Here is a 25,590-nt window from a genome sequence, read left to right on the forward strand (position 1 = left end):
TTCGCTGGTATGGCAAAGGACTAACCAACTTCCAATGCAGCGAAGTGTTCAGCCAGGAAATCAACCAGTGTGCGTACTGTGGATAGTAGCCCCCGCCTTGTGGGGAAAATGGCATAAATTGCCTCAGGCTGTGGGCTCCACTCCGGTAGGACTCGAACGAGAGAGCCGTCGGCCAACTCGTCCAGCACCATCGTCAATGGAAATTGACCCACACCAACGCCGCAAATGACAGCCTGATGCAAGGCTGATGTATCTGAAGCCGTATATCGTGGCGAATGCTTGACGCGCACACTGGCACCATCATCCGCAAAGAGTTCCCACTGGCAATGTTGACGCCGCCCTCCTAATGCCAGAGTCGGATACACCTCGAGATCCGTTGGCTGGGTTGGCCAGCCCATACGTTCGAGTAGATCCGGACTTGCTACAAGGCATTGGCCACGATCGCTTAACGAGCATGAGGACAAACTGCTATCGTCGGGTGAGGGCGGGTGGCGACTGACCGCGATGTCGAAGCCCTCTTCCAGCGGATCCACCTGTCGGTTGGTAGTCTCCATCTCAAGATGCAGGTTGACCCGCGGGTACAACGCGAGGAAATCTGCCAGGATTTTCTCCACATGTATGCTCAGCAGCGCCTGAGGGCAATTCACGCGCAATAGTCCCTGGGGCTCGGCCCGGGTCATTTCAATCGCCGCCTGCGCAGCCTCCGCCTCAACCAGCATCGCCTTGCAGTGTTCGTAATAGGTTTGCCCAATATCCGTGACCGAGAAACGGCGAGATGATCGCTGAATCAGACGGACACCCAGCCTTTCCTCAAGGGCAGCAAATCGGCAACTGAGCTTGGATTTTGGTGTGTTCAAGGCGCGACCCGCTGGGGCAAATCCACCGTGCTCGACTATCTGCACGAAGTAGTAAAGATCATTAAGGTCTTGCATAGATAATTCATTATTCAGGGTGCAGGGGTGGTTGTTTACAATTTTTGAAAACGAATCCCACCGCCTGGCAGTCCAGAACCGTCTGGGTTCATCCCAGCCGGCTCGGATCATGCAACATTTCCTCACTGCATTTTAGCTAAGTATATGAGGCGTAATTTTTTCATCAAAGTAATCTCAGAGAGTTGACTACTTCGCGGGAGCCGGCTCAAGTATTTCACCGTGCTTCACGCGTTCCGGAGCCTTATGTACCATGGTATAAGCGTAATCAACTCCCATTCCATAGGCTCCGGAATGCTCCTTAACCAAGTCCATCACAGCATCGTAGGTGTCGCGATGTGCCCAATCGCGTTGCCATTCAAGTAATACTTGCTGCCAGGTAACAGGTACTACGCCGGCCTGTATCATGCGATCCATGGCATAGTCGTGCGCGGCCAGCGATGTTCCCCCTGAGGCGTCGGCAACCATGTAAATCTCGTAATCTGCATCATGCATAGCACTAAGCGCGAAAGTGCAGTTGCACACCTCAGTCCATAGGCCGGAAACAACAACCTTTTTCTTCCCATTCTTGGCCAGCGCATCACGAACCTTTTGGTCATCCCAAGAGTTCATGGATGTTCTTTCCAGGAGAGGGTTATCCGGAAATACACTCAATAACTCTGGATAGGTATGACCAGAAAAGCTCTCGGTCTCAACCGTCGTGATTGTGGTGGGGATATTAAAAATTTTTGCAGCCTTACCCAAAGCGACCACATTGTTCTTTAGCGTCTGCCGATCAATGCTCTGGACTCCAAAAGCCATTTGTGGTTGTTGATCGATAAAAATCAACTGGCAGTTATCGGGTGTAAGTACTTCGAGCTTCTGTTTGTTCATAAAATACTCCTGGAATATTTAGTTTGTTGAGAGAGCCGGTGCCGACAAAGCCTAATGACATTGCCACCACCAATATCGCACCAACCAGTTTCGGTGGTGCAGGGAGAGGTAAGTCGAACCAGCGACAGGCTCCGCCAATGATGAGCCCTAAGACGATTCCTGAAATAGAACTGATCACGGTTTGCCCCCTGGTGATTTTGAGGATTTTGTCGACCCAGTTGGTCCGCCGCACAGCTCCTTGTTCTTGGATGGGCGGTGTGAAGCCAAATAGTCCACGATCAAATATCCGGATGTCATCGCCACAACAAGCAGAGCACCGAGGATCACTGGCGGTGCAGGGACAGGAATACCTGTTAGCCTGCAGACCACGCCAATTCCGAAAGCCAACAAAATGCCTAAAACCACTTTCATGATGAACTCCTCACAGTACTGCCTTGCGATGCATCACTTTCGGTAGGGTATTACTGACCGAAAACGTCATCCACCAAAGAATCTCTAGAAGGCGAAGCAGCCACATCCCAGGGGGCCCCAGAAAGGCTCCGACGACGATTTTGAAACACAAAAATGATGATGATGGCCATGCTTGAGAGAGGAATGTGACGCTATATTCCTCGGGATATCAACATCGTGTCGAAGTGTCGAGTAACTTCGAACAGGTGACCAGTCGGGGCTTGCCGGTGGCAGAGGAGGAGCCAGTGTCTTAAAGTCCCTATTGCCATGCACAATATTGCCGTCTACAACAGTCAACACCGACGTGATGGCCTTAATGTCTTCATCGGGGACTGAGAAGTAATCAGCGGATAGCACGGCGAGGTCCGCGTACTCGCCTACCGCAATAGCGCCTTTTGCTTCATGCTCACCGGAGAACCAGGCACTGCCTTTGGTGTACAAATAGAGCGCCTTTTCTCGGTCGAGTCGACGACTCTCCGGGTAGAGGGTTAACCCGCCCAATGTCTTTCCTGTGGACATCCAGTACAGAGAGACCCAAGGGTTAAAACTCGCAACGCGCGTGGCATCAGTTCCGGCGCCGACGGGGAGGCCAGTGGCAAGCATTTCAGTGATCGGAGGGGTCAACTCTGCTTCTGTTGCTCCGTAACGCTCGACAAAATATTCGCCCTGAAATGCCATCCGGTGCTGGATGGCAATTCCACCACCGAGTGCTCTGATGCGCTCAATGTTATGTGGCCGAATAGTTTCAGCGTGATCTATAATGAAACGCAGGCCATCAAAAGGTATATCCTTGTTTACCTTCTCAAATACGTTGAGAAATCGAGATATCGACTCGTCATAGGTTGCATGAAGCCGGAAGGGCCAGCGATGTTCAACAAGTAGGCGAGTGACTTTCTCAAGCTCGCTGTCCATATCTTCGGCGAGACGAGGGCGGGGTTGCAGGAAATTTTCAAAGTCGGCAGCCGACCATACAAGGTTTTCTCCCGCACCATTCATGCGCAGCATCGCATCGCCGTCGCCAGGCTTAACCATCTTTGTCCAACGTTTAAAGTCGTCAAACTCCGATCCCGGTTTTTGTGCAAATAGATTATAGGCAATGCGCATGGTCATCTCGCCGCGCTTGTGAAGCTCCTCGATGACCTTGTAATCATCTGGATAATTCTGGCCGCCACCCCCCGCATCAATGGCGCTTGTTACTCCGAGCCGATTAAGCTCGCGTTGAAAGTGTCGGGATGAGTTAATCTGGTCCTCGAATGATAAGGTTGGCCCTTTAGCCAAGGTGGAGTACAGGATAAGGGCGCTTGGTTCCGCAATCAGCATTCCGGAAGGATTCCCGCGGCGATCCCGATAAACCACACCGCCGGGAGGGTCTCGTGTTTCCTTAGTTATACCCGCTGCTTTAAGCGCAGCACCATTCAGCAAGGCGCGGTCATAAAGATGAAGAATGAATACCGGGGTGTCGGGCGCCGCGGCGTTGATCTCGTCCAGTGTCGGCATGCGTCGTTCGGCAAACTGAAACTCGGACCAACCGCCGACCACGCGCACCCACTGGGGTGCGGGGGTGCGCAGGGCCTGTTCTTTCAGCATCCGTAGGGCGTCGGCGAGGGAAGGCACGCCCTCCCACCGGAGCTCCATGTTGTAATGCAGGCCTCCCCTGATCACATGAAGGTGGGAATCGTTCAGGCCCGGAATCACTGTGTGTTTTTTCAAATCGATGACCTGAGAATCATTGTCCTTCAGCTTCATGATTTCGCTATCGGTCCCCACAGCTTCAAAGACTCCGTCTTTAATCGCGACAGCGGATGCCGTGGGTTGGCAAGGATTGAGCGTTCGAATCTTACCGTTGGTTAAGAGCGTGCGTGTCATGGTTGCTGTTCTTCTCGATCGTTTTCATTTGAAATTATGGAAAACTAAGCGCTTCGACCTCAGAATTCCTGTCGTTCAGCGCGCTTTAAGGAGCGCGCCTGGTCAGGAAGGCTGTCCGCCCCAGTTCTCTTAATCATCCCGAGTTCACGGCGTTAAATTATTCTAGCACCAAGATTTATTGCCAAGTAATGAGATTGCATGAGTTTGTCAAAATCTTGCACGATAAGGCCAGAAAATAACGAATAGGACAGCCGCCGTTCAATTATTTGAACAATGCGCCAAGAAGAGGCGTCTCTACTCTTCAACTTGGACGTCTCGTTCATCAGCAGTGATCACTGCGCAAAACCACAACCGTTTCCCAGCAGGCCACGATGACCAAAATGGCGGTGCTCAGGACGGCGAGGACTGCCGGGCTGACCAGAGTGTGTACGGGAACCAGAAACGCGAGAAGTATCAGGCCCAGGTAGTGGGAGCGGGGATGGCTGTTGAAGATCAATGTCTTGAACAGGATATTGCCAACCAGATAGAGGGCGGGACCGCCGATGACTGCCACCAGGGTGGGAAGACTGACGTGGCCACTGGCGTGGGCGAGGATGAATTCGTCAGCCGCGGCGGTGAGCACGATGCCGGCGATGATCAGAAAGTGGATATAGGTGTACACCAGCCGTGCCATGGCGCCGGTGTGTTCACTCTTGTTCATGCGCTCACTGGCGCGCTCGGCGCTCAAGCTGAAGTAGATCCACCACATGGCCACGGTGGCCACGAAGGCGCTCAGGAAGCTGGTGATGGTAGCGATCCCCCAGTGTCGTTCAGCAAAGCTGTTGCCGGTGACGAGCAGTGATTCACCCAGCGCGATGATCACCAGCAGCCCACAGCGCTCGGCCATGTGCGCGCCGGAAATTTTCCACTCGCCGCTGTCGGAACGACCCAGGCCGGGTACCCGGAAGGACAGGGAGGCGGAGAGGTATTCAAGCACCAGTGCCGCGGTCCACAAGATCGTACGGGTTTTCTCTATCTGCAATGCGCCTGCAATCCAGAATACCGCCGCCAGGGCAAACCACAGGCTCATGCGCAGAAAGTCATTGTGCAATACCGGGTCGTGCTTGCGGCTGTGCAGGCAAAAAAAGAGGGTACGCCCCAGCTGCATGGTGACGTAGGCGAGCGCAAACAGCATGCCGTGCTTGCCGAAGGCCTCCGGGATGGAGATAGACAGTATCATCCCCAACAGCATCAGCGCGAATAACACCAGTCGCACGGGAATGCGCTCCGGATCCAGCCAGTTGGTCACCCAGGCGGTGAACACCCATACCCACCAGACCGCCAGCAGAAGCAGCATCGCCTGAAAGGCGCCGTAGGGTGTAAAGTGGTGAATCAGAAGATGGGTGGTCTGGGTGATGGCGTAGACAAAAACCAGATCGAAAAACAGTTCGGAAAACGACACCTTGTGTTCGTTGTGGCTTCCCTTTACCCGGAAGAGTCCTGCGCTCATGGTGCCTCTGCGATTGGTATTTTTATGTTGGGGCAAATATACCGGACTCGACCCTTTAAATCCCGCCAGGGAGGTCGGGGACAGAGCCCGGCGAATGCTCAGTGTCTGACGGCGCTGTTTACCGGCGACCAATCGGGCAGTGCCGGCAGTGTCGGCTTACGATAGGCTGGAAAGGCCTCGGAGGCATACTGGATCTCGCCGTTCACCGCGGTGAGCTCCGCCCGGGTGTCCAGTAATTCGCGCTGTTTCACCTTGAAGATATCGCGGTCGAGGATGGCGAAGTCCGCCACCATACCTGAGGCTATGTCGCCCTTGCTGTTTTCCTCGCCGGAGAACCAGGCGGAGCCCTGGGTGAACAGCTTCAGTGCGGTGAGGCGATCCAGGCGGTTATCCGCACCGTAGAGTTCGGTTCCTCCAACGGTGCGACCGGACACGGCCCAGTAGTAGGTGACCCAGGGATTGAAGCTGGCCACACGGGTGCCGTCGGTGCCGAAACCCACAGGGATGCCCATATCCAGCATCTTGCGAATCGGCGGGGAGCGGCGCGCAGCTTTTTTGCCGTAGCGGTCGATAAAGTATTCACCGGCGAAAGCCATGCGTCCCTGTACCGCGATGCCGCCACCCAGCGCCTTGATCCGCTTCAGGTTTTTGTCGGATACGGTTTCCGCGTGGTCGAAGGCCCAGCGTACCTTGTTCAGAGGCTGGGTACTGTTGACCTTCTCCAGCACGTTGAGCATGCGTTCGATGGATTCGTCGTATGTGGCGTGGATGCGGAAGGGCCAGCCGTTCTTCACATGTAGGCGCACCACCTGCTCCAGCTCCTTTTCCGCCTGCGCTTTGAGATCCGGTCGGTGGGAGGTGAAGTTCTCGTAGTCGGAGGCGGACCACACAAGCAGTTCGCCACCGCCTTCGATCACATAGCCGTTGTCGTGATCGCTGTGAAAGTTCTGGTCGTGGTGGTAATCGGCCATCCACTCTTCAAACTGCCCGAGTTCCTCTCCCGGCTTCTGTGGAAAGAGGAAGGCGGACACGCGCATGGGCAGCTCGCCGTCGGCGGCCAGTTTGGTCGAGGCCTTGTAATCCTTCGGGAACTGGTGGCCGCCACCACCGGCGTCCACGGCGCTGGTTTCACCCAGGCTCAGCAGGTGGCGGTAGAACTGAATGGAGGAGTTGTATTGCTGCTTCGCGTCCAACGGCGGCAGGGCGGCGATGGTGCGGTACAGAATCATCGGGTTGGGGTCGGCGATCAGCCGTCCGGTGGGGTTGCCTTCGGCGTCGCGCTCATAGCGGCTACCCTCCGGTGCTACGCTGTCGCGGTTTATGCCCAGCGTCTCCATGCCTGCCTTGTTAAGCAGGCCGCCAGAATAGAGGAAGAGTACGAAAACCGGCGTATTGGGAGCAGCCTTGTTGAGCTCCTCAACCGTGGGCATGCGCTTTTCCCTGAACTGGTAGGGAGACCAGCCGCCGATCACGCGTACCCATTGGCCTTTGGGGGTACGCTTGGCCTGCTCGCTGACGAGCGTCAGAGCTTCCTCCAGGGTGTCGATGCCCTCCCAGCGGGTTTCGCTGTTGTAAAAGCGACCGCCGCGCACTACGTGAAGGTGGGAGTCGTTGAGGCCGGGAATTACGCGCCGGCCGCCGGCGTCGATGACTTTGGTATCTTTATCCTTGCCCGCCAGCAGGCTGGCGGCGTCTTTGCTCACCGCGGTAAAAACACCGTCTTCCACCGCGAAGGCGGTGATGTTTTCGCCGCTCTTGAAGCTGGTGACCTTGGCATTGGTGACGATCAGATCCGGGGCTGCCAGCGCCGGGGTGGCACAGCTGATGCCGAAGGCCAGAAGGAGGCGGGGTAGGGCTTTCATGGCTGTTTTATCCTCTTCGATAACGAAAAACGCCCCGGATCGGGCCGGGGCGTCGCTGGCGATTCAGTGTCCTTCTTTGGCGCTGAACATCTCTTTGGCATAGATGATGCCCAGGCCGTAGCCGCCGGCGTGCTCCTTGGCGATGTCGGTTACGGCCGCGTAGGTTTCACCACGGGCCCAGTCGCGCTGCAGCTCCAGCAGGTACTGTACCCAGGTGACGGGGTGGGCGCCGGCCTGGATCATGCGCTGTACCGCCATGTCGTGGGCTTCCTTGCTCACGCCACCGGAAGCGTCGGTCACAAAGTAAACGTCGTAGCCGTCTTCGATGGCGGACAGTACCGGGCCGATACCGCAGACTTCAGTCCACAGGGCGGCGATCACCAACTTCTTGTTGCGGTGCTTCTTAACCACGTCGGTCACGCGGTCGTCTTCCCAGGTGTTCATGGTAGTACGGTCGATGGGGGTCTGCTCCGGGAACACCGCCTGCAGTTCCGGGAAGAGGGGGCCGCTGAAGGACTTAGAGGCCACGGTAGTCAGTATGGTGGGCACATTGAACACCTTGGCGGACTTGGCCAGTCCGGTGACGTTGTTGCGAATGGACTGCACGCCGTGGGAGCGGGTGGCGAAGGCCATCTGTGGCTGGTGGTCGATCAGGATCAGGGTGTGGTTGTCGGGGGTCAGCAGACTCTTGGCCGGCTCACCGGCCTGTACCTGGATAGAAGCGGAAGCTGCGGCGAGCAGGCCGACAGCCGCGATTGCCGCTTTGAATTTTTTGCCAATGATACCCATAGTCATTTCCTCAAAGTGTGTTCGCTAATAAGCGTCTTGCGTGGCCATCACTGACCGTCGGGGCGCAGATTACTGCCGCCGTGGCGGGGTGAAAATTTGATAGTTTCGAGGGTGTGTTTCGAAAATTTAGAAAAAGCCCGAAGGCAGGGGGCTTCCGCCTCTGTTTGCGCCTTCGACAGCGGAAGAGAATGATGAGGGTGGGTCGAGCGAGGAAAGCGCGAAGCGGCAGTATGGCGCTATAGCAACGAAGCGATTGCTCTTCTCCGGAGTTCTTGTTGCCGAACTGCGGTAGCCCGGTAGCCGTAGCCGTAGCCGTAGCCGTAGCCGTAGCCGTAGCCGTAGCCGTAGCCGTAGCCGTAGCCGTAGCCGTAGCCAAAGAACTTTCTACTTTATAGAATATATTGTCGCCTTTTATCTTATTTTCTTCTAAAAAATAGAGGGTAAGCTGCCGCCATCTGGTTGGAGATGGTTATGCAGTCCCTTAGAACTCTAAGTATTTTAAACAAATGGTCATTGGCCGCCGCAGTTCCCCTTCTCTGGGCGGCGCAAAGCCCTGCCTGGGCAGAGCCCGAGGGGTTGCCTCTGGGGGAGGATGGGCTTGAAAAGCCCTTCTCAGGCTGGAGCTTCTATTTCGACAACGACCTGCTGATCCCCGGCGCCAGCCGGGACCAGGACTATACCGCTGGGGTAGGCGTGACTTTCAGCGGGCGGAAAGCGGCTGAGGGTTGGTGGTCCCTGGATCCGCTGCTGGGTGCCGCGGACAGCCTGCTGCCGCTGGAAACCGACGATTTCTATCGCCTGCACGCGATGCAGTTTGGGGTACTTATGTTTTCCCCAACGGATATCGCCAGCAGCGAGGCGATTTACGATGACCGCCCCTTTGCCAACCTGGCCTATCTGTCCAACAGCCGCCTCTACGTCCGCGACGCCGATGAACCCGTGTACCAAACGGCCTTCACCCTGGGGGTAATGGGTAGCCAACTGGGCGCTACGTTGCAGGACAGGGTGCACAGAGTGGTGGGTTCGGACCTGCCGAACGGCTGGGACCACCAGGTCAGCGACGGGGGCGAGCTCACTTTCCAGTACACTGCCGGCCGTCAGGCCCTACTGGCTTCCAACTTCCAGAGCGAGCGCACTGAGTACGAGATCAAATACACTTCTTCTGCCAGCATCGGCTACATCAGCGAGACCAGCCTTTCCCTGACCGGCCGCTGGGGGCTGATCAACACCCCCTGGTGGAGTTTTACTCCGGAGAATGGCGATTACAGCTCGCGGCCTGCGCCGGTGATCGGTGAGTCGGTGCGACGGGGAGTAGGGGAGCTCTATCTCTGGGGCGGGGTCAAGGTTCGCGCGCGCGCATACAACGCGTTCCTGCAGGGGCAGTTCAGGGAGAGCGATGTCACTTTCAGCAGTGGTGAACTGAATCACCTGCTGGGAGAGGCATGGCTGGGCGTCACTGCGCAGTTGCAGCGCTATCGCCTGAGTTACGTCCTCCGCTACCAGAACAGAGAAATCAAGAGCGGCGCCGGCGCACGCAGCCCTTTGTGGGCGGGAATCATCATTTCTTACGATCTGTAGGAAACCTCTAGAAAGTCCTGAAGGAATTTTCATGCAAAAAACAACCTTGGAACAATGGCGTATGTTCAAGGCCGTAGTGGAATACGGTGGATTCAGCCAGGCCGCCCAGGCGGTTCACAAGAGCCAGTCCACGGTGCACCATGCTGTAGGTAAACTGGAGGAGAGCCTTGGCACGCCCTTGTTCAAACTCGAGGGGCGCAAGGCCATCCTCACCGACAATGGCGAACTGTTACTGCGTCGGGGCAGGTTTCTGCTTGAAGAGGTCGCGCGCATAGAGACAGTTGCCAAGGCATTGAGCACCGGTATAGAGGCCAGCCTGAGTGTCGCCGTGGACAGCGCCTTTCCCCAGGAGCTTATCTTCCGTGTTCTACAAAGAATTTCCATAAAATTTCCCCAGCTCAAGGTAGAGGTGGTGGAGACGGTTCTATCCGGTGCCAACGAAGCCGTCGCTGAAAGGCGTGCCACATTGGGTATATCCCCTCTAATGATGGATAGCGGTTTAAACGAAGAAATCTGCCAAGTAGCATTTGTTGCGGTAGCGAAAGAAGGGCACCCGCTGCATCAGCTGGAGCGACTGCTCACGTATGAAGATCTAAAGGCACACCGTCAGATCGTGGTGCGAGACTCCAGTGCCAAGGCCCCGGCGAGCGCTGGCTGGCTTGGTTCGGAGCAGCGATGGACGGTAAGTCATATGCGAACCTCCATTGATTTGGTATGTAAGGGCATTGGTTATGCCTGGCTACCACTGCCCTCTATTCAACAGTATTTAGATGAGGGCTTGTTGCTGCCGCTGAACTTGGAGCGTGGGTCTCGTCGCACTGTGTCCTTTTATCTTAATTACGCCGACAGCGACAGTTTAGGGCCGGCCGCCAGAGAGTTGCTAGGTGAGTTGCGCTACCGGACCATGAACATGCCTTCATAGGACTGACTATTGTAAAACTCGTGTGAATAATTCGAACCATTCATCTAATATAAGCTGATTTTTATTTTCCGCAATCCTTTATAAAGTGCGTGTCGTACAACTAATTGCGGAGATGCAAGAATGCTTTACATGCGGCGTGCTAGAGAGCGGGGCAGGGCAGAATTTGGATGGTTAGACTCTCGCCATAGCTTCTCTTTCGGACACTATTACAACCCAAATCATATGGGTATATCTGTCTTGAGAGTCATCAACGATGATACAGTGGCACCGGGTGCAGGTTTTAATGCCCACGGCCATCAGGACATGGAAATCATTTCCTATGTGCTGAAGGGAGCAATCGAACACAAAGACAGTTTAGGTAACCAATTTGTGGTTCCCGCTGGCGAGGTGCAACGCATGACAGCGGGAACTGGCATTACCCATTCGGAGTACAACCATTTCAGCAGTGAATCACTGCGTTTTCTGCAGATCTGGATTAGGCCCAATCGGCTGGGCCTAGAACCAAGTTACGAGCAAAAAGCCATAGCGCAAAGTGGTCACCTCACATCTCTGATAACACCCGATGGCCAAGAGGGCTCCCTGACTATCCACCAGGACGTGAGTATCTTTCGCCTGAAGCTTGCAAGTGACGAAGGAGAGCTATTGGAGGCCAGCCGTGGTATTGGTTACCTGCACTTAATCGAAGGTGGCGCTCAGGTGAATGGGCGGGAGCTCGGTCCTGGCGACGCCCTGGGTTCCTTTGGTGAGTTGCTGGAAGTGCGGGCACGAGAGGATGGGTTAATTGCACTCTGGTTTGACCTTCCTCCGGAGGAAGGCTAACCGAGGACTCTCACAAATTTCCGATGCAAACTGGGAGCATCACGAAAGCAATCCGACAACTAGTTCAGTAGACTCGTTGTGGTGCCTGAATGTAACTGAAAATTGATGAACGTGACCAAGCTTGGTATAGAGCCAGTCATCATCATATTAGATACACTTCAATGTTGGATGCAAGTTGTAGGCAATGCCTCAAAAATTTTTCCACTTAGGTGTGCCGCTGCATCTATTGTCATTTCTCCTAGGTGTCCAGTGCGCATAATCTGAAATATTAGGAAGTTTTTCTTGCGGTGCAGTTTAACTGCATGGCAGGCGTCTTACATTGCAAACTAACAAGAAGCCACTCGTGTACTGTGCCAGCTGATGGATTTCATCACGACCAAGCTTGGTTATGGAGCCAGTCATCCAGAGAATCCACAGTGATAAAGATCGTCGGAATGGGGTAAGGGGGGTGGACCATCCACCAATGCATTTCACGGCCCTATATACATTTCTACATCGCTCCTATCGCCGGTTGCCGCAGTAGGCCATTTTAGAAGTTCAAGCATGCGAGGACGGTGCCGTACAAAACGCGACGACGAGCGATCCGACTGAACTGACCCGCCCTATCAGTCTCGTCTTTACCGAAAATGCGATCCCTAAGGCACCTGGAATCTTTAATGCTGAACGATGGCTGGTTGTATTTGTACTCCACCATCAGCGTGTTTGTGGCCGGCCAATAGGCTAATCAGAATTGGCGAAACCACCAAATCGTTTCGAACACCGAAAAGGCTGCATATTGCAGTGGTTCTGGGTGAACTTTGCCGGCAGTTTAAGCGTTTTCGTGCCATCCTCCCATTCCAGCAGTTTTGCTTTGAACGTGACGTAGGGACGGCGGTTGCTGTATTGGCAGCGAGGGAACACTGGCACATGGATGTCTCCTTACCAATTCCGATTCGAGGCCCTCAGAATACCCCGCGCCCTCATGTCGACAAAAAGGGCAGGCTCCACTATTAAGGGAAAATAGTCGGTGCTAGCATCCGGGCAGCCGCAACATAACAACTAATTCCGCGGCACCGTCCTCGCAACCATGCCCCCGGGATGCGGTAGGTGATGGCATGCCCCAGCAGCTGTTCTCGGCGTCTGCCGGCATTCGGAGGCGGCATCCACTCACTCGCTGGCCTGATCGCTGATCAGGCCTGTACGGGCATCGAAGCGCATGCCACGCAGTTGCATGATAAACCAGGCCAGCCCTTTGCCCCGATTGCTGCTGTGCCAGGCGGCGCAGATCGGTTGCGCCGGTCGACTCTCTGCCAGTTGCATGATCTGCAACGTGCCGTTGTGCAACTCTTTCTGCATCAGGTTCAGCGGCAGATAGCCGACGCCAAGTCCGCGCGCCTGAACGTCGATCTTGCGCTGAATCGAGTCGACCACGATGCGGTTGCGCCCATCCAGCAGCCCGGAGGAGCGTGCCGGCAGGTAGCGTGAACTGTCGGCGACCACCACGGTGGGGTACTGGCGGATCAGCTCCATCGACAATGGCTGCGGCATCTGTGTCAGCGGGTGGTCCATGGCAACGGCGAATTCGAACTCCAGCGCGCCCAGCGGCAGGGTGGAAAACCCCTGGCCCGGAGGCTCGCCCGCCGCGCCGATCACCAGATCGCAGCGCTGGGCGTTGAGTGCGTCCCAGCTGCCGGCCAACACCTCCTCGATCAGACGCACTTCGGTCCGTGGCTGGAACTCCTGAAAGGCTCCAATCAAGGAGTACACGGTATCGAAGCCAATCGCCGAGTCCACGCAGATGCGCAGCTCTGCTTCCCAGCCGGTGGCCGCCTGACGTGCGAGCACCGCGAGCTCTTCACTGGCGGTCAGAATCTGACGGCCCTGTTCCAGAACCAGCCGACCCACCGCGGTCAGCTCAGCCTTGCGTCGGCTGCGATCGAATAGCTTCACCCCAAGGTCTTCCTCCAGCTTGTTGATAGTGTAAGAGATGGCCGAGGGTACCCGGTACAGCTCCTCAGCCGCGGCAGCGAAACTCTTGCGTCGATCGATTGCATCGAGGATGCGCAGAGCATCCAAGGTCAGGGGTGAGCTCATAGTTCAAATTATCTGATGATAAAATTCAAATATATCCGTTATTTTTTCTTAATGATAGGAATTATAGTGGCCTTACTGATCAAATACATTGAATTAAACAAGGTGACTCGACATGAATAACTCAACGATTTCGAAACTGCTTGCAACCGACTCCAGCCTGGCGGCCCTGGCGCTGCGTATCCCGGCCGGCATCATCTTCGCCGCCCACGGCGCACAGAAACTGTTCGGCACGTTCGGCGGCTACGGACTGGAGGGGACCGGGCAGTGGATGGCCTCCATCGGCCTGGAACCTGGCTATCTGATGGCGCTGGCCGCCGGTAGTGCCGAATTCTTCGGCGGTATCGCACTACTGCTTGGTCTGCTGGTGCGCCCGGCGGCCGCCGTGCTAGCGATCACCATGCTGGTGGCGATCCTCGCGGTACATGTCGGTAACGGCCTGTTTATGGCGAACAACGGCTATGAGTTCGGGCTGGCACTTCTGACGGTGTCCGTGGCACTGGCAATTCAGGGTGGCGGCGCGCTGTCGATCGACCGCAAGCTGACCAACGCGGGCGCCTGAATGGCGTCCCACACCACAGGAGAGATGACATGATCAAGCTCAGACCGGCAGAGGAGAGGGGGCGGTTCCGCATCAAGTGGCTCGATAGCCGTCATACCTTCTCTTTTGGCCACTATTACGACCCTCGCCATATGGGTGTATCCAGCCTGCGGGTGATCAACGACGACCGGGTGGTGCCAGGTGCGGGTTTCGAAACCCATCCTCACCGGGATATGGAGATCATCAGTTATATCCTCGAGGGCAGTATCGAGCACCGGGATACGATGGGCAACCGGACCCGCTTGCGCGCCGGGGAGGTACAGGTGATTAGCGCGGGTACCGGCATCATGCACAGCGAATTCAACCCGGACCGGGAAAAGCCTCTGCACTTCCTGCAGGTGTGGATTCGCCCCGAGAGGCAGGGCTTGCGGCCCGGTTACGTGCAGAGGGATTTCAGTGCTGCGAGGGGGGTGACCTTGATCGTCTCTCGGGATGGCGAGAACGGATCGCTGAAGGCGCATCAGGATGTGCGGATCTATCAACTCAGGCTGTCGGCAGAGCGTGTCGAGTTACCGCTTCAAGCCGATCGAGTGTATTACCTGCATGTGGCGCGGGGCGGTCTGGAGCTGAACGGCACGCGTTTGCAAGAGGGGGATGGTGGGATCATCGAGGCAGAGTCATTGCTCGCGATCGATGTTGGCGACGGCGTCGAAGCGCTGCTGTTTGATCTGGCCGCCTGATCAGTCCTGGTTATCTTCAGGTGCCAGTTCAGTGCAGGACGCGTTGAGCAGCAGCACCTCGATCTCCTCGGTAATCTCCTCCTGGCGCAGCTGATTCTCCCGCTCGGGGCCTGGGTACCAGTGCCGCCAATCTTGCAATGAAATCCCGTCGCGGTATGGGGTCTTCAACTGATAGCGCACGTTGCCGTTGGGCGTGAGCGACATACGCTTTTCCGAGACCGCCGGGCGGCTGATGTAGCGGCACAGCCGCACCAGCTTCTTGCGTTCATTCGCTCTTGCCGCCACCCCGGCGTGCAACGAGAAGCCAGCCACGTTGCCCACCCTGTCATCGAACGGCTCATTGCTGCCCGGCAGCGTCTGCAAGGTGAACACCTTGCGCCCTGCCTGCGGCCCACGGCGATGCGGTAGGTGATGGCATGCCCCAGCAGTGGCGTCATCGGGTCGTCGTCCACCGCCTCCCCAACGAGATAGCTGTTCTCGGCGTCTCGTTCCAACAGGCCTTACCATTCGAGCGAACGCCCTACGCGGCACAGCTCCTCAGCCGTGGCAGCGAAACTCTTGCGTCGATCGATGGCATCGAGGGTCAGGGGTGAGCCAATAGTTCAAATTATTTGATGATAAAGTTCAAATATACCCGTTATTTTTTCTTAATGATAGGAATTATAGTGGCCTTACTGATCAAATACATTGAATTAAACAAGGTGACCCGACATGAATAACTCAACGATTTCGAAACTGCTTGCAACCGACTCCAGCCTGGCGGCCCTGGCGCTGCGTATCCCGGCCGGCATCATCTTTGCCGCCCACGGCGCACAGAAACTGTTCGGCGCGTTCGGCGGCTACGGACTGGAGGGGACCGGACAGTGGATGGCCTCCATCGGCCTGGAACCCGGCTACCTGATGGCGTTGGCCGCCGGTAGTGCCGAATTCTTCGGCGGTATCGCCTTGCTGCTTGGTCTGCTGGTGCGCCCGGCGGCGGCGGTGCTGGCGATCACCATGCTGGTGGCGATCCTCGCGGTGCATGCCGGTAACGGCCTGTTCATGGCAAACAACGGCTATGAGTTCGGTCTGGCATTACTGGCGATGAGCGTCACTCTTGCGATCCGCGGTGCAGGGAGCATAAGTGCCGATCAGCTGATTAGCACAAAACTGAGCCAATAAAACCTACTCAAATCTACAGGAGATACCTTATGACCGTATTGAGAATTGATTCGAGTGCCCGGGTGGAAGGCGGTAACTCCCGCATCATCACCGATTATCTGGTGCAACAACTGGGGCAGCCGGTCATCGAGCGAGACCTGGTTAAGAACCCTCTGCCACCGATCAGTCCGCGAGATCTGGTGGGTGTGCATGGTTCCCACGAAGATGACCGTGCCAGCTTGCAGCAGCATCTGGCGGTATCCAACGAATTGATCGCCGAGTTGCAGCAGGCCGATACCCTGGTGCTGGGGGTTGCGATGTACAACTTTAGCGTGCCCGCCTACCTGAAGCAGTGGATCGATTATGTCTGTCGCGCCGGGGTTTCATTCCGCTACACGGAGAACGGCCCGGAGGGATTGATCGGAGTAGAGCGGGCCTTCATTGTGACAGCGTCCGGCGGCACGCCAATTGGCGGTGACTGGGATTTTGCCAGTCGCTATCTTGAACATATCTGTCGCTTTCTGGGTGTAACAGAAGTGGTTCATATCGATGCCAGCGGTTCCAAGGGAGCCCCAGGGGTGGTGATAGAAGCGGCCAGGCAGCAAATTGATACGTTGCTGGCGCAGCGTGAAGTCGGGGAGGCGTAGCTATGGGTTTATTACAGAACGGACAATGGGTAGATCAGTGGTATGACACTAGCTCAAGCGGCGGTAAATTCCGCCGCCAGGACAGTCGCTTTCGCAGTTGGGTAACCGCTGATGGCACCGCCGGCCCGACGGGTAGCGCGGGATTTAAAGCAGAGCCGGGACGTTATCATTTATACGTGTCGCTGGCTTGCCCCTGGGCCCACCGCACCCTGATTTTTCGCCAGCTCAAAGACCTGCAGGATCTGATTGATGTCACTGTGGTTGAGCCATTGATGTTGAGCAACGGCTGGGAGTTGAAAAACGATCAATATAACCTGGATTATCTGTATCAGTTGTACTTAAAGGCAGACCCAAATTACGAAGGTCGGGTCACCGTGCCGGTATTGTGGGACAAGCAGACCCAATCCATTGTCAGCAATGAATCGGCGGAGATTATCCGCATGCTCAACAGTGCTTTTAACGGGCTTACCGGTAACGGCAAGGACTATTACCCTAGCGCTTTACGGACGCAGATAGACACCATTAACGAGCGGGTTTACGACTCGATCAACAATGGCGTATACCGGGCTGGCTTCGCAACGTCTCAACAGGCCTACGAAGAGGCCTATTACAAGCTGTTTGATGCGCTGGACTGTGTCGAGGCGACACTGACCCGGCAGCGCTACCTGGCGGGAACCGTACTGACGGAAGCGGACTGGCGCCTATTTACCACCCTGATTCGCTTCGATGCTGTTTATTACGGACATTTTAAGACCAACCGCCAGCGCATCGCCGATTATCCGGCAATCAGCAATTATCTTCGCGAGTTGTACCAGCAGCCGGGAGTGGCACAGACAGTTAACTTTGAACACATCAAGCAACACTATTACGGCAGCCACGTCACTATCAACCCGACCCAGGTGGTGCCGCTGGGGCCCGAGCAGGATTTTACGTTACCCCATAACCGGGACCAGTTTGAGTGAAAACAACAGGTTTCAGAATCCAGAAGGTTCAATATGAACAGAAAATTTTGGTGTTGCGTGCATCCAAGGGATGATTTGCCAATGGGAGAATATTTGTGAACGTATCGTCATTTTCTGGCCGTACCGGTTTCGCCGGTTGGGTGAAGGCAGCTGTGTGCGCACTGCTGGTATCTGTATGGGTGCCTTTTGCCAGTGCCGCCCAGAACCCCTACACCATGAGCGAGGGTGTGTCGCAGAACCTCCTGGAGGTGATTCGCACAAACGGCCAGTACCTGAACTCCGATCCCCAGCGCTATTACAGTGCGGTAGAGAGCGTGCTGACGCCGGTCGTGGACTTCGACTTCATCGCCCGCGGCGTTATGGGGCGCTACGCCAAACGGGCCACAGCCGAACAGCGCTCGCGTTTTTCCAATACCTTCCGTCGCAACCTGGTGGCGATTTTCGCCCACGGGGTGGCCTCGTTCGGCGATATGCACGTCAGGGTCGTCAATCCAGGTTCCGCACCGAGCGGCAACCGGGTGAATGTCCTGCAGGAAGTGCGTAGTAAGGAGGGGATTACCAAGGTCTCTTATACACTGTTGCGCAACCGCGCCGGACAGTGGAAGCTGATCAATGTGATCCTGAATGGGGTCAACCTCGGCAAGACCTTCCGCAGCCAGTTCGCGCAATCCATGCAGACACACGGCGATATCGACAAAGTGATCGCCAACTGGTCCGCGGATGAGGCCCCTGACAAAGTCAGCTGAACCACTGCGCCGGTCGCGCCTTTCTGCTGCGCGACCGGCGGGTTTCCAGTCTTGCGCCACCCAACGCTGGAATTCTTCTTCGGAAGTCGCTGTAGCAATGAAGTTCACTTGCAAAAACCCACCTAATTACCATCTAAGCTAAGTCAAGTTTAAGTAGTCTTTCCGGCATCGATGGCGTCCGGGGGGAGACAAAGGCAAGCCGAGGAATGAGCGCTGACAAGTCGAATCTGCGATTAAACGGATACTGAAATTCGGCAAGGTAGCGTTGCGCATATTTTGGACGTATCGAATGGTAAGTGCTGCGTAGCGCACTCTTGAGATTGCCGAGAACGGTGTTCACCCTGAAGGTGGCCAAGAAGATTGCAGGCCATGTAAGTCCGTCTACGACGATTCTTTATGAAGAACCACTAAAGGAAGAGATTTCGGACGCACTGAGCGGAATTAGCGGCGGGAAACAATAAGGTGATCTCATGTTGGGTGAATGCCCATTTTAGTGGTGTTGGCCAAAATTAGCCAGTAGCCCCGTATGGGAAGTTAGAGATCCGCTTGCAGCATGTCTGTCCAGGTCAGCTGACCCTTGGTAAGCGACGACCAGCGGGGCTGGCTCTGACCGCCATGTGCTATCTGGGGAAGAGGGAGGTAACGCCCGAGTTGATTGGGAAGATTCGTCAAAAATTTGGGGGATAGTGAATAAGAAGTGCTAAAAGTGAGGTCATCACAAGTACGAAGAGGAGGTACTGGGCCCCTAGCTCAAGCCCTGGTTATATGATTTGGCGTGATAATTTGGCCAGAATTACTCAGTACCCCTATGTGGCTTTTCATACTAAATGCGTAGACGCTCAACAGCACGGCCCACAACTGCCAAGCGTCCTGCCTAATATTTTTATCTATGTGGCTGCAACCACCGGTACGCGCTCGGAAGTCAATATGACTAGCAGCGAGGCGGTGCTGGCTCTTAAATCCCTCTAAATATCCAATATCGTATTCGACATACGGTAGTCTGATTTAAGATTTTGAGTCAATCGGGTGAAATCCAACTTCTTTTCAGAAGTCTCTCGTAAATTACATTTAGTTCCATAGCAATTTTTCGGTTAGAGAAAGGCTCCATGTGCTTTGCTGCGTGAACTCGATTACGCGTTGCTCTTACTTCTTGGAAAAGTGCTGCTTCTTGGTTATCTATAAGATTCCTATCAATTGCATCTCTAATTAACACTGCAAATGATTTATCCCCAAACTGATTAAACAGCAGCCCTTCCAGAACAGCTCCCACCATTAAGACGTAAGACATCCAGGACTGACTACTTAGTGCGCTCTCCGCTTCCTGAGCGAACTGACCCAATCGTTGACGAAGTGATTCTGACTTAATATGAGGAAATAGCAGAGAGTAGTCTTTAATTCCAGCATGATAAATCGTCAAAAATCCGGAGGCTGGACTGTAAAGATCATAGTACCCTCGAACAGTGACCATGCAATTTTGTATTTCATGACTAATTTTCTGGGTGACCTCGGACGCGGTAAAAATACATGGATCCATTTCGATATTAGAATGATGAATTGCATACGCAGGCAAGGTTGGTATTTTAAATATCGTTTCGCTACCGCCATCAAAAATATCGTTTTGCGGTATGCGTTCGGGGTCTTCCAAGCGAAAAGTCGCGACTTTCATACGATCTCTGGCTTAATGACGTGAAAGTAGAGGGCTAGGTCAATAGTTTGCCTTAGGCGGCATCTTGTCAGCAAGCTCCAGAGCGTTGTCTTACATCAAGAATGTAGTTGCGCACACCCGGTTGAATTAACTCTCGTGGCAGATGGCAACATTGACAGCGATCAGGAACTTAGTGCCATTAGCATGAAAAAGCGGCAGGAGCAGCGGAGCAACCAAAAATCCGTTTAAATATCATTAATACGGATTATAATAGGCCTCCCCTCACAAGACAGCGGAGGCCCCTAGATGCCGAAATCTGGACAGGCTCGAGTACCTACACCAGCACAGCAGCGCCACCTTTTCGAAGCCATTCAACAACATCGGTATCCTGAGAAAAACACCGCCATCATGCAGATCAGCTTTAAGCTGGGACTCCGTGTACAGGAAATCGCCTTGCTACAAATCAAGGAGGTCGCAAGACTCGGGGCGTATCGAAGTGGTCAGCCGAGAGACTTTCAATTGTACGAGGTGATGACATTACCGGCAGCCTATACAAAAGGTGCCGATGCGATGGGGCGCTCAAAAGCCAAATACCAACGCAAAACCATTAGTTTTGAAAAAGAGGCTTTTGACCAGGTTGTGGCACAAATCGTGGCACTGGCTAAAGCTGATGCCGAGGTCGACCCTGAAGCCTTTTATCCGCCTGTAAAGACGCACCGCGGTAAATCACGAGACTTGCCCCTAGTAGATAACGATTTGAGGGATTCCCTAACTCAATATCTGACTATGCGCCTCGAAAAGAATCCTGCAGCTAAACCCACTGATCCGCTGTTTGTGAGCCAAAAGGGTGGAGCTTACTCGCCAAATACGCTCCAAGAACATATGGCGCTGATGCTGCGCGACTGGGCGGGGATTGAGAAGGCAAGTTCTCATAGCGGTAGACGGGCTCTGATTACCAATGTGATTCACAGACAGAAGAAATCCGTAAAGGTGGCACAGAAGATTGCAGGCCATGTAAGTCCGTCTACGACGATTATCTATGAAGAACCACCAGAGGAAGAGATTTCAGATGCACTGAGTCGAATTGGCGGCCCGAAGGTGCGAGAAACGTAAAGTAATCTCAAATTATGTGAATGCCCATTTTACCGATTTACTTGGATTTTTACCGATTTACTTGAAAAACTTTCCATCTATAGTTGGGCATCCAGACAGAGGGGAGAACAGATTCATACCGCAGATTCTAACCGACGATAAGTGTCATTATCGAGGGTTAAATAAAGTGCTTCAAGAAGTTATTCCAAAGAGTTAAATAATGCTATATTACATACTACGTAATACAATACGAAAAACAAGGAGACCGGATCATGGCGCGCACAGGGGTCACTTATCTGGATATCGCTCAAGCTGCAGAAGCGGTGAAAAATCGCGGTGAGGAGCCAACAGTGGACAGGGTGAGAGCTGCGCTGGGTACGGGGAGCAAAAGCACAATTACTCCCCTGCTGAAGCGCTGGCGCTCTGAAACGGGCAGCCAGGCCGATACGGGTGGGCTGCCCAGGGACCTGGTTGAAGCACTGAAAGCATTACACAATCGGGTACAACAAGAAGCCGACCGGAAAGTGGAGGAGGCCAGGGAAGGCTTCGAGGCCGCCGCCGATAAGCACAGGCGGGAGAAGGAGGAGGCTCGGGCTGCCTCCACCGGCTTGGCGGAAGAGCTGCGCTGCCTGAAGCACAAGTTGGAGATATCCGAGACGCGGAACCGGAAATTGAAGTTGGCTCAGGAGGAATCGCAGGCGGCGCTGGCCAAAAGCGAGTTTCAACGGGAAGAGGGCAGCGTCCGTATTGCCGAACTTAAGGCGGCCGTAGAAGAGCTAAAGCAGGAAAATCGCGATATACGCGACCATTTTGAGCACTTTCAGCAGCGGACAGCTGATGATCGCCAGCAGGAGCGCGATCAGTTCAGATCGACAAACGAACAGCTCAAGGAGCAGATAGCCGGCCTCACGGAACAGCTTGCTGAAGCTGGCCGCAGGCTCAGGGAGCGTGAAGAGTCCGATGATCGGCAGCGGGAGATCACAGCGACACTGGAAACTGAAAATCAGCAGTTGCAGCAGCAGGTCTCAGGATACCGCACTGAAGTTGAGGCCCTAAAGGAAAGGCGTATCGACCACCTAGAGGAGATTGCGACAAAGGTGGCCGAAATCAACGTGCTGCGGGATAAAGTTACCTCTCTATCGAGCCGCAACGCATCTGTCAGCAAAGAAGCCGAACTGCTGCGACAATCGCTGGGAAAAGTAGAGCTGGAGCTGAACTCAACCAAAGATAGAGTGATCCTGTTAACTGACGAGAATCGGGCAATCTTACAGGAAAAGGCTGTTATCCAGGGCCAATTCAAACAGCTCGAAAATTCTTTACGAGAATCACTCCCGGGTGAGAGTTGAACTTGGCATACTCAGCGGCCAGCCCCCGATAATGATTCCGCCCAGCAGGCATCGGCTATCGATATGGGTTCCTACATACCGCCTTCACTATGTCGTATACTGTTTAGTGTTCGACATTGTTGCTCAGAGCCTGTAGAATGGATTCCTACTGAAAACCCAGACCTCAGGTTTACCCATGACAATCCCGAAACCTGTCCCACTGTATCCCACCTATACCGAGCTGAAAGACTTCAGCTTTGATGACTATCCGGATCTCAAGGAGTTTCTCGAAACTGGCGAACCCTGGTGGATGTCCCATTGGCACTGGGGCCAGGAGTTCCTGAGCTATACAGGCCGCAACAAGTCCGAGCATACCTTTACGCGCTTCCGCAATGAAACCGAACGCTTCCTGTTGTGGATATTCCTGGTCAAATCCATACCTATGGAGCGATTACGCAAGGCTGATATTCTCGAGTACGCGGACTTCTGCTGGCAGCCGCCAGCATCGTGGATCTGCTTGGCCAACCACGAAAAATTCCTGCTCAACAATGGCCGATATATACAGAACTCATCCTGGGCGCCGTACAAGCTCAAGTTGCCCAAAAACAGTGAGGCCCGCGGTTCAACGCCTGACAAGAGAAAGTACAAGCCTTCACAGCAAACTCTGACCTCCACGTTCACCGGGATCATAGCTTTCTATAAGTACTTGATGAACGAGGAGTATCTGTACGGCAATCCTGCCCAGATTGCCAAGTCCGACTGCCGTCATTTCATTAGGGATGCACAGGTCAAGGAGATTCGGCGGTTAACCGAAGTCCAGTGGCAGTATGTCTTTAATACGGCGTTAAACCTTGCCGATGAGGATCCAATCTACGAGCGCAGCCTCTTCGTCATTTGTGCACTAAAGACCCTGTTTTTGCGTATCTCCGAGCTGTCAGAACGTAGGAATTGGACCCCTGTGATGAGCCATTTCTGGCAGGACTCGGATGGAAACTGGTGGCTTAAAATCTTCGGGAAAGGCCGAAAACTGAGGGATATCACAGTTCCAACCAGTTTTATCGATTACCTCAAACGCTATCGAATCTACCGAGGCCTGAGCCCGCTGCCGTCATTGGGAGAAAACCATCCCATAGTCGAGAAAATCCGTGGCCAAGGCGGCATGACGTCGCGACAGCTCACCCGCATTGTTCAGCAGGTTTTTGAAAAAGCCTATGAAACAATGCGGCTGGCTGAGGGTGAGGACAACGCCCGCAAGCTAAAAGAGGCATCTACACATTGGTTAAGGCATACGGGAGCCAGCATGGAGATTGAGCGCGGCCGCGCGCTCAAGGATCTATCCGAAGACTTGGGCCACTCAAGTATGGCAACTACAGATACAGTGTACGTACAGACCGAGAACCGCGTCCGTGCGCAAAGTGGAAAAAGCCGTGGCGTCAAATAGCTGATTTAATCAAATCCCTTTTTTGTACACTACTGGTCTGATCATGTGGACTCTTCAAGTGCGCGATAGTTGAAATAAACCGGATACCCCCCTTACCTTGCGGCCAATAACCTACTGATTTCGTCAGCCTACAGAACTCACTAGTCTGTAACCGGCTGTGCTCGCTACGCTCCCCACCCCTGTCAACCCCGATGTCCTATTGCGGACGAGCCTGGGGAGCCATCGTCGGCAGCCTGATAAATGAGTACATCATCGAAAGGGAAAGCTTTGAACATTCGTCGCCCTGATAGCGCGAAGGTGTAGTGGTCAGAGTCTTTTTTGCATGACTGCTTGACTAACACATATCTCAAGGGTTATGGTTTCAAACCAATAACCATAGAGTTATAGATTAAAAATGCCAAACGCCCATGATGTGCTCTTCAGAACGCTCGCCGATCCGACCCGGCGGGCTCTTTTTGAACGATTGTGTCGCGAGGGAGAACAGACGGTCGGGGCCCTGACGGCTCAGGCTGGAGTCTCCCAACCAGCCGTCTCAAAGCATCTCGGCGTTTTGAAGCAGGCCGGGCTGGTGCGCGACCGTCACGAAGGTCGCCAGACGCACTATAGCGCGCAGCTCGGTGCCTTGGCCCCGCTGATCGACTGGACGAGCGAAATGACCGGATTTTGGCAAAGCCGGTTTGACGATCTCGAAGATCTACTGAAAAGGATGGACCAGTGAACGAAACATCGAGCGAAACACTCTCCGTTGTTGTGGAACGTGAGATTCCTTATCCGCCGGAAAAAATCTGGCGCGCGCTCACGCAACCACACCTGATGGAGGAATGGTTGATGAAAAACAATTTCAAGCCAGTCCTCGGTCACCGCTTTAACCTTCACGGAGACTGGGGCGGCGTATTGGATTGCGAGGTCCTCACCGTCGAGCCGAACAAAACGCTATCCTACACTTGGAATTTTTCCCACGATGATGCGGCCTACAATCTTCAGAGTGTGGTGACCTTTACCCTTACCCCAACGAGCACCGGGACCCACTTGCGTATGGAGCAGTCGGGCTTCCGGCCGGATCAGAAGCAGGCCTACCAGGGTGCCAAGTTCGGGTGGCGGGGGTTCCTTACCTCTCTGGAGGAAGTCTTGGCGCGAGTGGAACGACCCACTTTTACAGATTCTGCCAACGCTCCAAACGAATAATAGTGAATTTTAAATAAAGGAAGGATTTGGTCCAGCCCTGACCAGCCGATTTAGATCTTTAAGGAGACAAACATGAACATTCTCTTATGGGTTCTTCAAATTGCCCTGGCCCTGCATACCGCCGTCGGCGCGGTGTGGAAGCTTTCCAACTCCGAGGAAACCGTGCCTTCCCTGAACGCGATTCCCCATGGAGTTTGGCTGGCAATGAGCGTGGTTGAGCTGTTTTTCAGTCTGTGTCTGATCCTGCCGGCATTTTATAAGCCGCTGGCCATCCTGGCCCCTATCGCGGCGGTCTGCATAGCCGTGGAAATGCTGCTCTTTTCCGCGTTGCATGTTCTATCCGGGGACGCGAATTACGGCCCTATTATTTATTGGCTTGTCGTGGCCGCCATATGCGCATTTGTTGCCTACGGAAGATTTGTATTAAAGCCTTTTTAACCGGCTGCCCGACACCACTGCGAGGGGGCTGTCGGGCGCCC

25 protein-coding genes and 2 pseudogenes are annotated in these 25,590 nt (G+C 54.5%); 15 read left to right on the forward strand and 12 right to left on the reverse strand.

Annotated features, from left to right (window positions below; translation table 11 throughout):
• Positions 1 to 20: 20 nt before the first annotated feature.
• The 8 genes from FHS09_RS04380 to FHS09_RS04415 form a co-directional block, all read right to left on the reverse strand.
• A complete protein-coding gene (locus FHS09_RS04380) occupies positions 21 to 1,043 on the reverse strand; it encodes a LysR substrate-binding domain-containing protein (RefSeq protein ID WP_221191790.1) in 1,023 nt (340 codons plus the stop codon).
• 75 nt (positions 1,044 to 1,118) lie between these two features.
• Positions 1,119 to 1,802, reverse strand: a complete 684-nt coding sequence (locus FHS09_RS04385; protein ID WP_183457127.1) for a hydrolase — start codon at positions 1,800 to 1,802, stop codon at positions 1,119 to 1,121.
• Positions 1,765 to 1,980, reverse strand: a complete 216-nt coding sequence (locus FHS09_RS04390) for a DUF1427 family protein (RefSeq protein ID WP_183457129.1) — start codon at positions 1,978 to 1,980, stop codon at positions 1,765 to 1,767. Before FHS09_RS04390 ends, FHS09_RS04385 begins: the two co-directional genes overlap by 38 nt.
• Entirely contained in the window at positions 1,977 to 2,213 is a 237-nt protein-coding gene (locus FHS09_RS04395) for a DUF1427 family protein (RefSeq protein WP_221191791.1), read from the reverse strand. Before FHS09_RS04395 ends, FHS09_RS04390 begins: the two co-directional genes overlap by 4 nt.
• Positions 2,214 to 2,297: 84 nt before the next feature.
• Positions 2,298 to 4,118, reverse strand: coding sequence for an amidohydrolase (locus tag FHS09_RS04400; protein WP_183457131.1), 1,821 nt, complete (start codon positions 4,116 to 4,118; stop codon positions 2,298 to 2,300).
• Positions 4,119 to 4,440: 322 nt separating this feature from the next.
• On the reverse strand, positions 4,441 to 5,607 hold the full coding sequence (locus FHS09_RS04405; protein WP_183457133.1) for a low temperature requirement protein A: 1,167 nt from the start codon (positions 5,605 to 5,607) through the stop codon (positions 4,441 to 4,443).
• Positions 5,608 to 5,705: 98 nt separating this feature from the next.
• A complete protein-coding gene (locus FHS09_RS04410) occupies positions 5,706 to 7,469 on the reverse strand; it encodes an amidohydrolase (RefSeq protein ID WP_183457135.1) in 1,764 nt (587 codons plus the stop codon).
• Between the two features lie 63 nt (positions 7,470 to 7,532).
• Positions 7,533 to 8,258: a hydrolase gene (locus FHS09_RS04415; protein ID WP_183457137.1), complete on the reverse strand. Its 726-nt coding sequence runs from the start codon at positions 8,256 to 8,258 to the stop codon at positions 7,533 to 7,535.
• 471 nt (positions 8,259 to 8,729) lie between these two features.
• On the opposite strand from FHS09_RS04415, the gene FHS09_RS04420 reads away from it, so the two are divergent.
• The 3 genes from FHS09_RS04420 (at position 8,730) to FHS09_RS04430 (ending at position 11,577) form a co-directional block, all read left to right on the forward strand.
• Positions 8,730 to 9,836: a lipid A deacylase LpxR family protein gene (locus tag FHS09_RS04420; protein ID WP_183457139.1), complete on the forward strand. Its 1,107-nt coding sequence runs from the start codon at positions 8,730 to 8,732 to the stop codon at positions 9,834 to 9,836.
• A 31-nt stretch (positions 9,837 to 9,867) separates the two neighbouring features.
• The gene (locus tag FHS09_RS04425) at positions 9,868 to 10,758 is read left to right on the forward strand and encodes a LysR family transcriptional regulator (RefSeq protein WP_183457140.1); all 891 of its coding nucleotides are present in this window, start codon (positions 9,868 to 9,870) and stop codon (positions 10,756 to 10,758) included.
• A 129-nt stretch (positions 10,759 to 10,887) separates the two neighbouring features.
• Positions 10,888 to 11,577 carry a pirin family protein gene (locus FHS09_RS04430; RefSeq protein WP_246394536.1) on the forward strand — a complete coding sequence of 230 codons (690 nt, stop codon included), beginning with the start codon at positions 10,888 to 10,890 and terminating at the stop codon, positions 11,575 to 11,577.
• A 1,146-nt stretch (positions 11,578 to 12,723) separates the two neighbouring features.
• Here the strand turns inward: FHS09_RS04430 and FHS09_RS04435 are convergent.
• Positions 12,724 to 13,650, reverse strand: a complete 927-nt coding sequence (locus FHS09_RS04435) for a LysR family transcriptional regulator (protein ID WP_183457144.1) — start codon at positions 13,648 to 13,650, stop codon at positions 12,724 to 12,726.
• 112 nt (positions 13,651 to 13,762) lie between these two features.
• Here FHS09_RS04435 and FHS09_RS04440 point away from each other — a divergent pair, with 112 nt between their 5' ends.
• Both FHS09_RS04440 and FHS09_RS04445 read left to right on the forward strand, forming a co-directional pair.
• On the forward strand, positions 13,763 to 14,209 hold the full coding sequence (locus tag FHS09_RS04440) for a DoxX family protein (protein ID WP_183457147.1): 447 nt from the start codon (positions 13,763 to 13,765) through the stop codon (positions 14,207 to 14,209).
• A 29-nt stretch (positions 14,210 to 14,238) separates the two neighbouring features.
• Entirely contained in the window at positions 14,239 to 14,928 is a 690-nt protein-coding gene (locus tag FHS09_RS04445) for a pirin family protein (RefSeq protein WP_183457149.1), read from the forward strand.
• 100 nt (positions 14,929 to 15,028) lie between these two features.
• Here the strand turns inward: FHS09_RS04445 and FHS09_RS04450 are convergent.
• A pseudogene (locus tag FHS09_RS04450) lies at positions 15,029 to 15,428 on the reverse strand (transposase); the annotation flags it as partial.
• A 211-nt stretch (positions 15,429 to 15,639) separates the two neighbouring features.
• Between FHS09_RS04450 and FHS09_RS04455 the strand changes: the two are divergent.
• The 4 genes from FHS09_RS04455 to FHS09_RS04470 all read left to right on the forward strand — a co-directional run bounded on the left by FHS09_RS04455 (position 15,640) and on the right by FHS09_RS04470 (position 18,423).
• Positions 15,640 to 16,089 (forward strand): DoxX family protein, encoded by a 450-nt coding sequence (locus FHS09_RS04455; protein ID WP_183457151.1) that lies wholly within the window; start codon positions 15,640 to 15,642, stop codon positions 16,087 to 16,089.
• A 29-nt stretch (positions 16,090 to 16,118) separates the two neighbouring features.
• Positions 16,119 to 16,715, forward strand: a complete 597-nt coding sequence (locus FHS09_RS04460; RefSeq protein ID WP_183457153.1) for an FMN-dependent NADH-azoreductase — start codon at positions 16,119 to 16,121, stop codon at positions 16,713 to 16,715.
• A 2-nt stretch (positions 16,716 to 16,717) separates the two neighbouring features.
• Positions 16,718 to 17,677, forward strand: coding sequence for a glutathione S-transferase family protein (locus FHS09_RS04465; protein WP_183457155.1), 960 nt, complete (start codon positions 16,718 to 16,720; stop codon positions 17,675 to 17,677).
• 95 nt (positions 17,678 to 17,772) lie between these two features.
• On the forward strand, positions 17,773 to 18,423 hold the full coding sequence (locus FHS09_RS04470) for an ABC transporter substrate-binding protein (protein WP_183457157.1): 651 nt from the start codon (positions 17,773 to 17,775) through the stop codon (positions 18,421 to 18,423).
• A 133-nt stretch (positions 18,424 to 18,556) separates the two neighbouring features.
• Here the strand turns inward: FHS09_RS04470 and FHS09_RS04475 are convergent.
• Both FHS09_RS04475 and FHS09_RS04480 read right to left on the reverse strand, forming a co-directional pair.
• A pseudogene (locus tag FHS09_RS04475) lies at positions 18,557 to 18,763 on the reverse strand (transposase); the annotation flags it as partial.
• Positions 18,764 to 19,441: 678 nt separating this feature from the next.
• Positions 19,442 to 20,089, reverse strand: a complete 648-nt coding sequence (locus FHS09_RS04480; protein ID WP_183457159.1) for a hypothetical protein — start codon at positions 20,087 to 20,089, stop codon at positions 19,442 to 19,444.
• Between the two features lie 285 nt (positions 20,090 to 20,374).
• Between FHS09_RS04480 and FHS09_RS04485 the strand changes: the two genes are divergently transcribed.
• The 6 genes from FHS09_RS04485 to FHS09_RS04510 all read left to right on the forward strand — a co-directional run bounded on the left by FHS09_RS04485 (position 20,375) and on the right by FHS09_RS04510 (position 25,549).
• Entirely contained in the window at positions 20,375 to 21,181 is an 807-nt protein-coding gene (locus tag FHS09_RS04485; RefSeq protein WP_183457161.1) for a site-specific integrase, read from the forward strand.
• Positions 21,182 to 21,432: 251 nt separating this feature from the next.
• Positions 21,433 to 22,506 (forward strand): DNA-binding protein, encoded by a 1,074-nt coding sequence (locus FHS09_RS04490; protein ID WP_183457163.1) that lies wholly within the window; start codon positions 21,433 to 21,435, stop codon positions 22,504 to 22,506.
• A 175-nt stretch (positions 22,507 to 22,681) separates the two neighbouring features.
• Entirely contained in the window at positions 22,682 to 23,926 is a 1,245-nt protein-coding gene (locus tag FHS09_RS04495; protein ID WP_183457165.1) for a tyrosine-type recombinase/integrase, read from the forward strand.
• A 394-nt stretch (positions 23,927 to 24,320) separates the two neighbouring features.
• Positions 24,321 to 24,644: an ArsR/SmtB family transcription factor gene (locus FHS09_RS04500; RefSeq protein ID WP_183457167.1), complete on the forward strand. Its 324-nt coding sequence runs from the start codon at positions 24,321 to 24,323 to the stop codon at positions 24,642 to 24,644.
• Positions 24,641 to 25,111, forward strand: coding sequence for an SRPBCC domain-containing protein (locus tag FHS09_RS04505; protein WP_183457170.1), 471 nt, complete (start codon positions 24,641 to 24,643; stop codon positions 25,109 to 25,111). Before FHS09_RS04500 ends, FHS09_RS04505 begins: the two co-directional genes overlap by 4 nt.
• 72 nt (positions 25,112 to 25,183) lie before the next feature.
• Positions 25,184 to 25,549, forward strand: a complete 366-nt coding sequence (locus FHS09_RS04510) for a hypothetical protein (RefSeq protein ID WP_183457172.1) — start codon at positions 25,184 to 25,186, stop codon at positions 25,547 to 25,549.
• The last annotated feature ends 41 nt before the right edge of the window (positions 25,550 to 25,590 follow it).

This window comes from Microbulbifer rhizosphaerae (assembly GCF_014191725.1).
GTDB classification, from domain to species: Bacteria; Pseudomonadota; Gammaproteobacteria; order Pseudomonadales; family Cellvibrionaceae; genus Microbulbifer; species Microbulbifer rhizosphaerae.

Excerpts from the sequence above, each read along its gene's own strand:
- FHS09_RS04380 (WP_221191790.1), bottom strand. The coding sequence starts at position 1,043 with ATGATCCGAGCCGGCTGGGATGAACCCAGACGGTTCTGGACTGCCAGG.
- FHS09_RS04385 (WP_183457127.1), bottom strand. The coding sequence starts at position 1,802 with ATGAACAAACAGAAGCTCGAAGTACTTACACCCGATAACTGCCAGTTG.
- FHS09_RS04395 (WP_221191791.1), bottom strand. The coding sequence starts at position 2,213 with ATGAAAGTGGTTTTAGGCATTTTGTTGGCTTTCGGAATTGGCGTGGTC.
- FHS09_RS04400 (WP_183457131.1), bottom strand. The coding sequence starts at position 4,118 with ATGACACGCACGCTCTTAACCAACGGTAAGATTCGAACGCTCAATCCT.
- FHS09_RS04405 (WP_183457133.1), bottom strand. The coding sequence starts at position 5,607 with ATGAGCGCAGGACTCTTCCGGGTAAAGGGAAGCCACAACGAACACAAG.
- FHS09_RS04410 (WP_183457135.1), bottom strand. The coding sequence starts at position 7,469 with ATGAAAGCCCTACCCCGCCTCCTTCTGGCCTTCGGCATCAGCTGTGCC.
- FHS09_RS04415 (WP_183457137.1), bottom strand. The coding sequence starts at position 8,258 with ATGGGTATCATTGGCAAAAAATTCAAAGCGGCAATCGCGGCTGTCGGC.
- FHS09_RS04420 (WP_183457139.1), top strand. The coding sequence starts at position 8,730 with ATGCAGTCCCTTAGAACTCTAAGTATTTTAAACAAATGGTCATTGGCC.
- FHS09_RS04425 (WP_183457140.1), top strand. The coding sequence starts at position 9,868 with ATGCAAAAAACAACCTTGGAACAATGGCGTATGTTCAAGGCCGTAGTG.
- FHS09_RS04430 (WP_246394536.1), top strand. The coding sequence starts at position 10,888 with ATGCGGCGTGCTAGAGAGCGGGGCAGGGCAGAATTTGGATGGTTAGAC.
- FHS09_RS04435 (WP_183457144.1), bottom strand. The coding sequence starts at position 13,650 with ATGAGCTCACCCCTGACCTTGGATGCTCTGCGCATCCTCGATGCAATC.
- FHS09_RS04440 (WP_183457147.1), top strand. The coding sequence starts at position 13,763 with ATGAATAACTCAACGATTTCGAAACTGCTTGCAACCGACTCCAGCCTG.
- FHS09_RS04445 (WP_183457149.1), top strand. The coding sequence starts at position 14,239 with ATGATCAAGCTCAGACCGGCAGAGGAGAGGGGGCGGTTCCGCATCAAG.
- FHS09_RS04455 (WP_183457151.1), top strand. The coding sequence starts at position 15,640 with ATGAATAACTCAACGATTTCGAAACTGCTTGCAACCGACTCCAGCCTG.
- FHS09_RS04460 (WP_183457153.1), top strand. The coding sequence starts at position 16,119 with ATGACCGTATTGAGAATTGATTCGAGTGCCCGGGTGGAAGGCGGTAAC.
- FHS09_RS04465 (WP_183457155.1), top strand. The coding sequence starts at position 16,718 with ATGGGTTTATTACAGAACGGACAATGGGTAGATCAGTGGTATGACACT.
- FHS09_RS04480 (WP_183457159.1), bottom strand. The coding sequence starts at position 20,089 with ATGAAAGTCGCGACTTTTCGCTTGGAAGACCCCGAACGCATACCGCAA.
- FHS09_RS04485 (WP_183457161.1), top strand. The coding sequence starts at position 20,375 with ATGCCGAAATCTGGACAGGCTCGAGTACCTACACCAGCACAGCAGCGC.
- FHS09_RS04490 (WP_183457163.1), top strand. The coding sequence starts at position 21,433 with ATGGCGCGCACAGGGGTCACTTATCTGGATATCGCTCAAGCTGCAGAA.
- FHS09_RS04495 (WP_183457165.1), top strand. The coding sequence starts at position 22,682 with ATGACAATCCCGAAACCTGTCCCACTGTATCCCACCTATACCGAGCTG.
- FHS09_RS04500 (WP_183457167.1), top strand. The coding sequence starts at position 24,321 with ATGCCAAACGCCCATGATGTGCTCTTCAGAACGCTCGCCGATCCGACC.
- FHS09_RS04510 (WP_183457172.1), top strand. The coding sequence starts at position 25,184 with ATGAACATTCTCTTATGGGTTCTTCAAATTGCCCTGGCCCTGCATACC.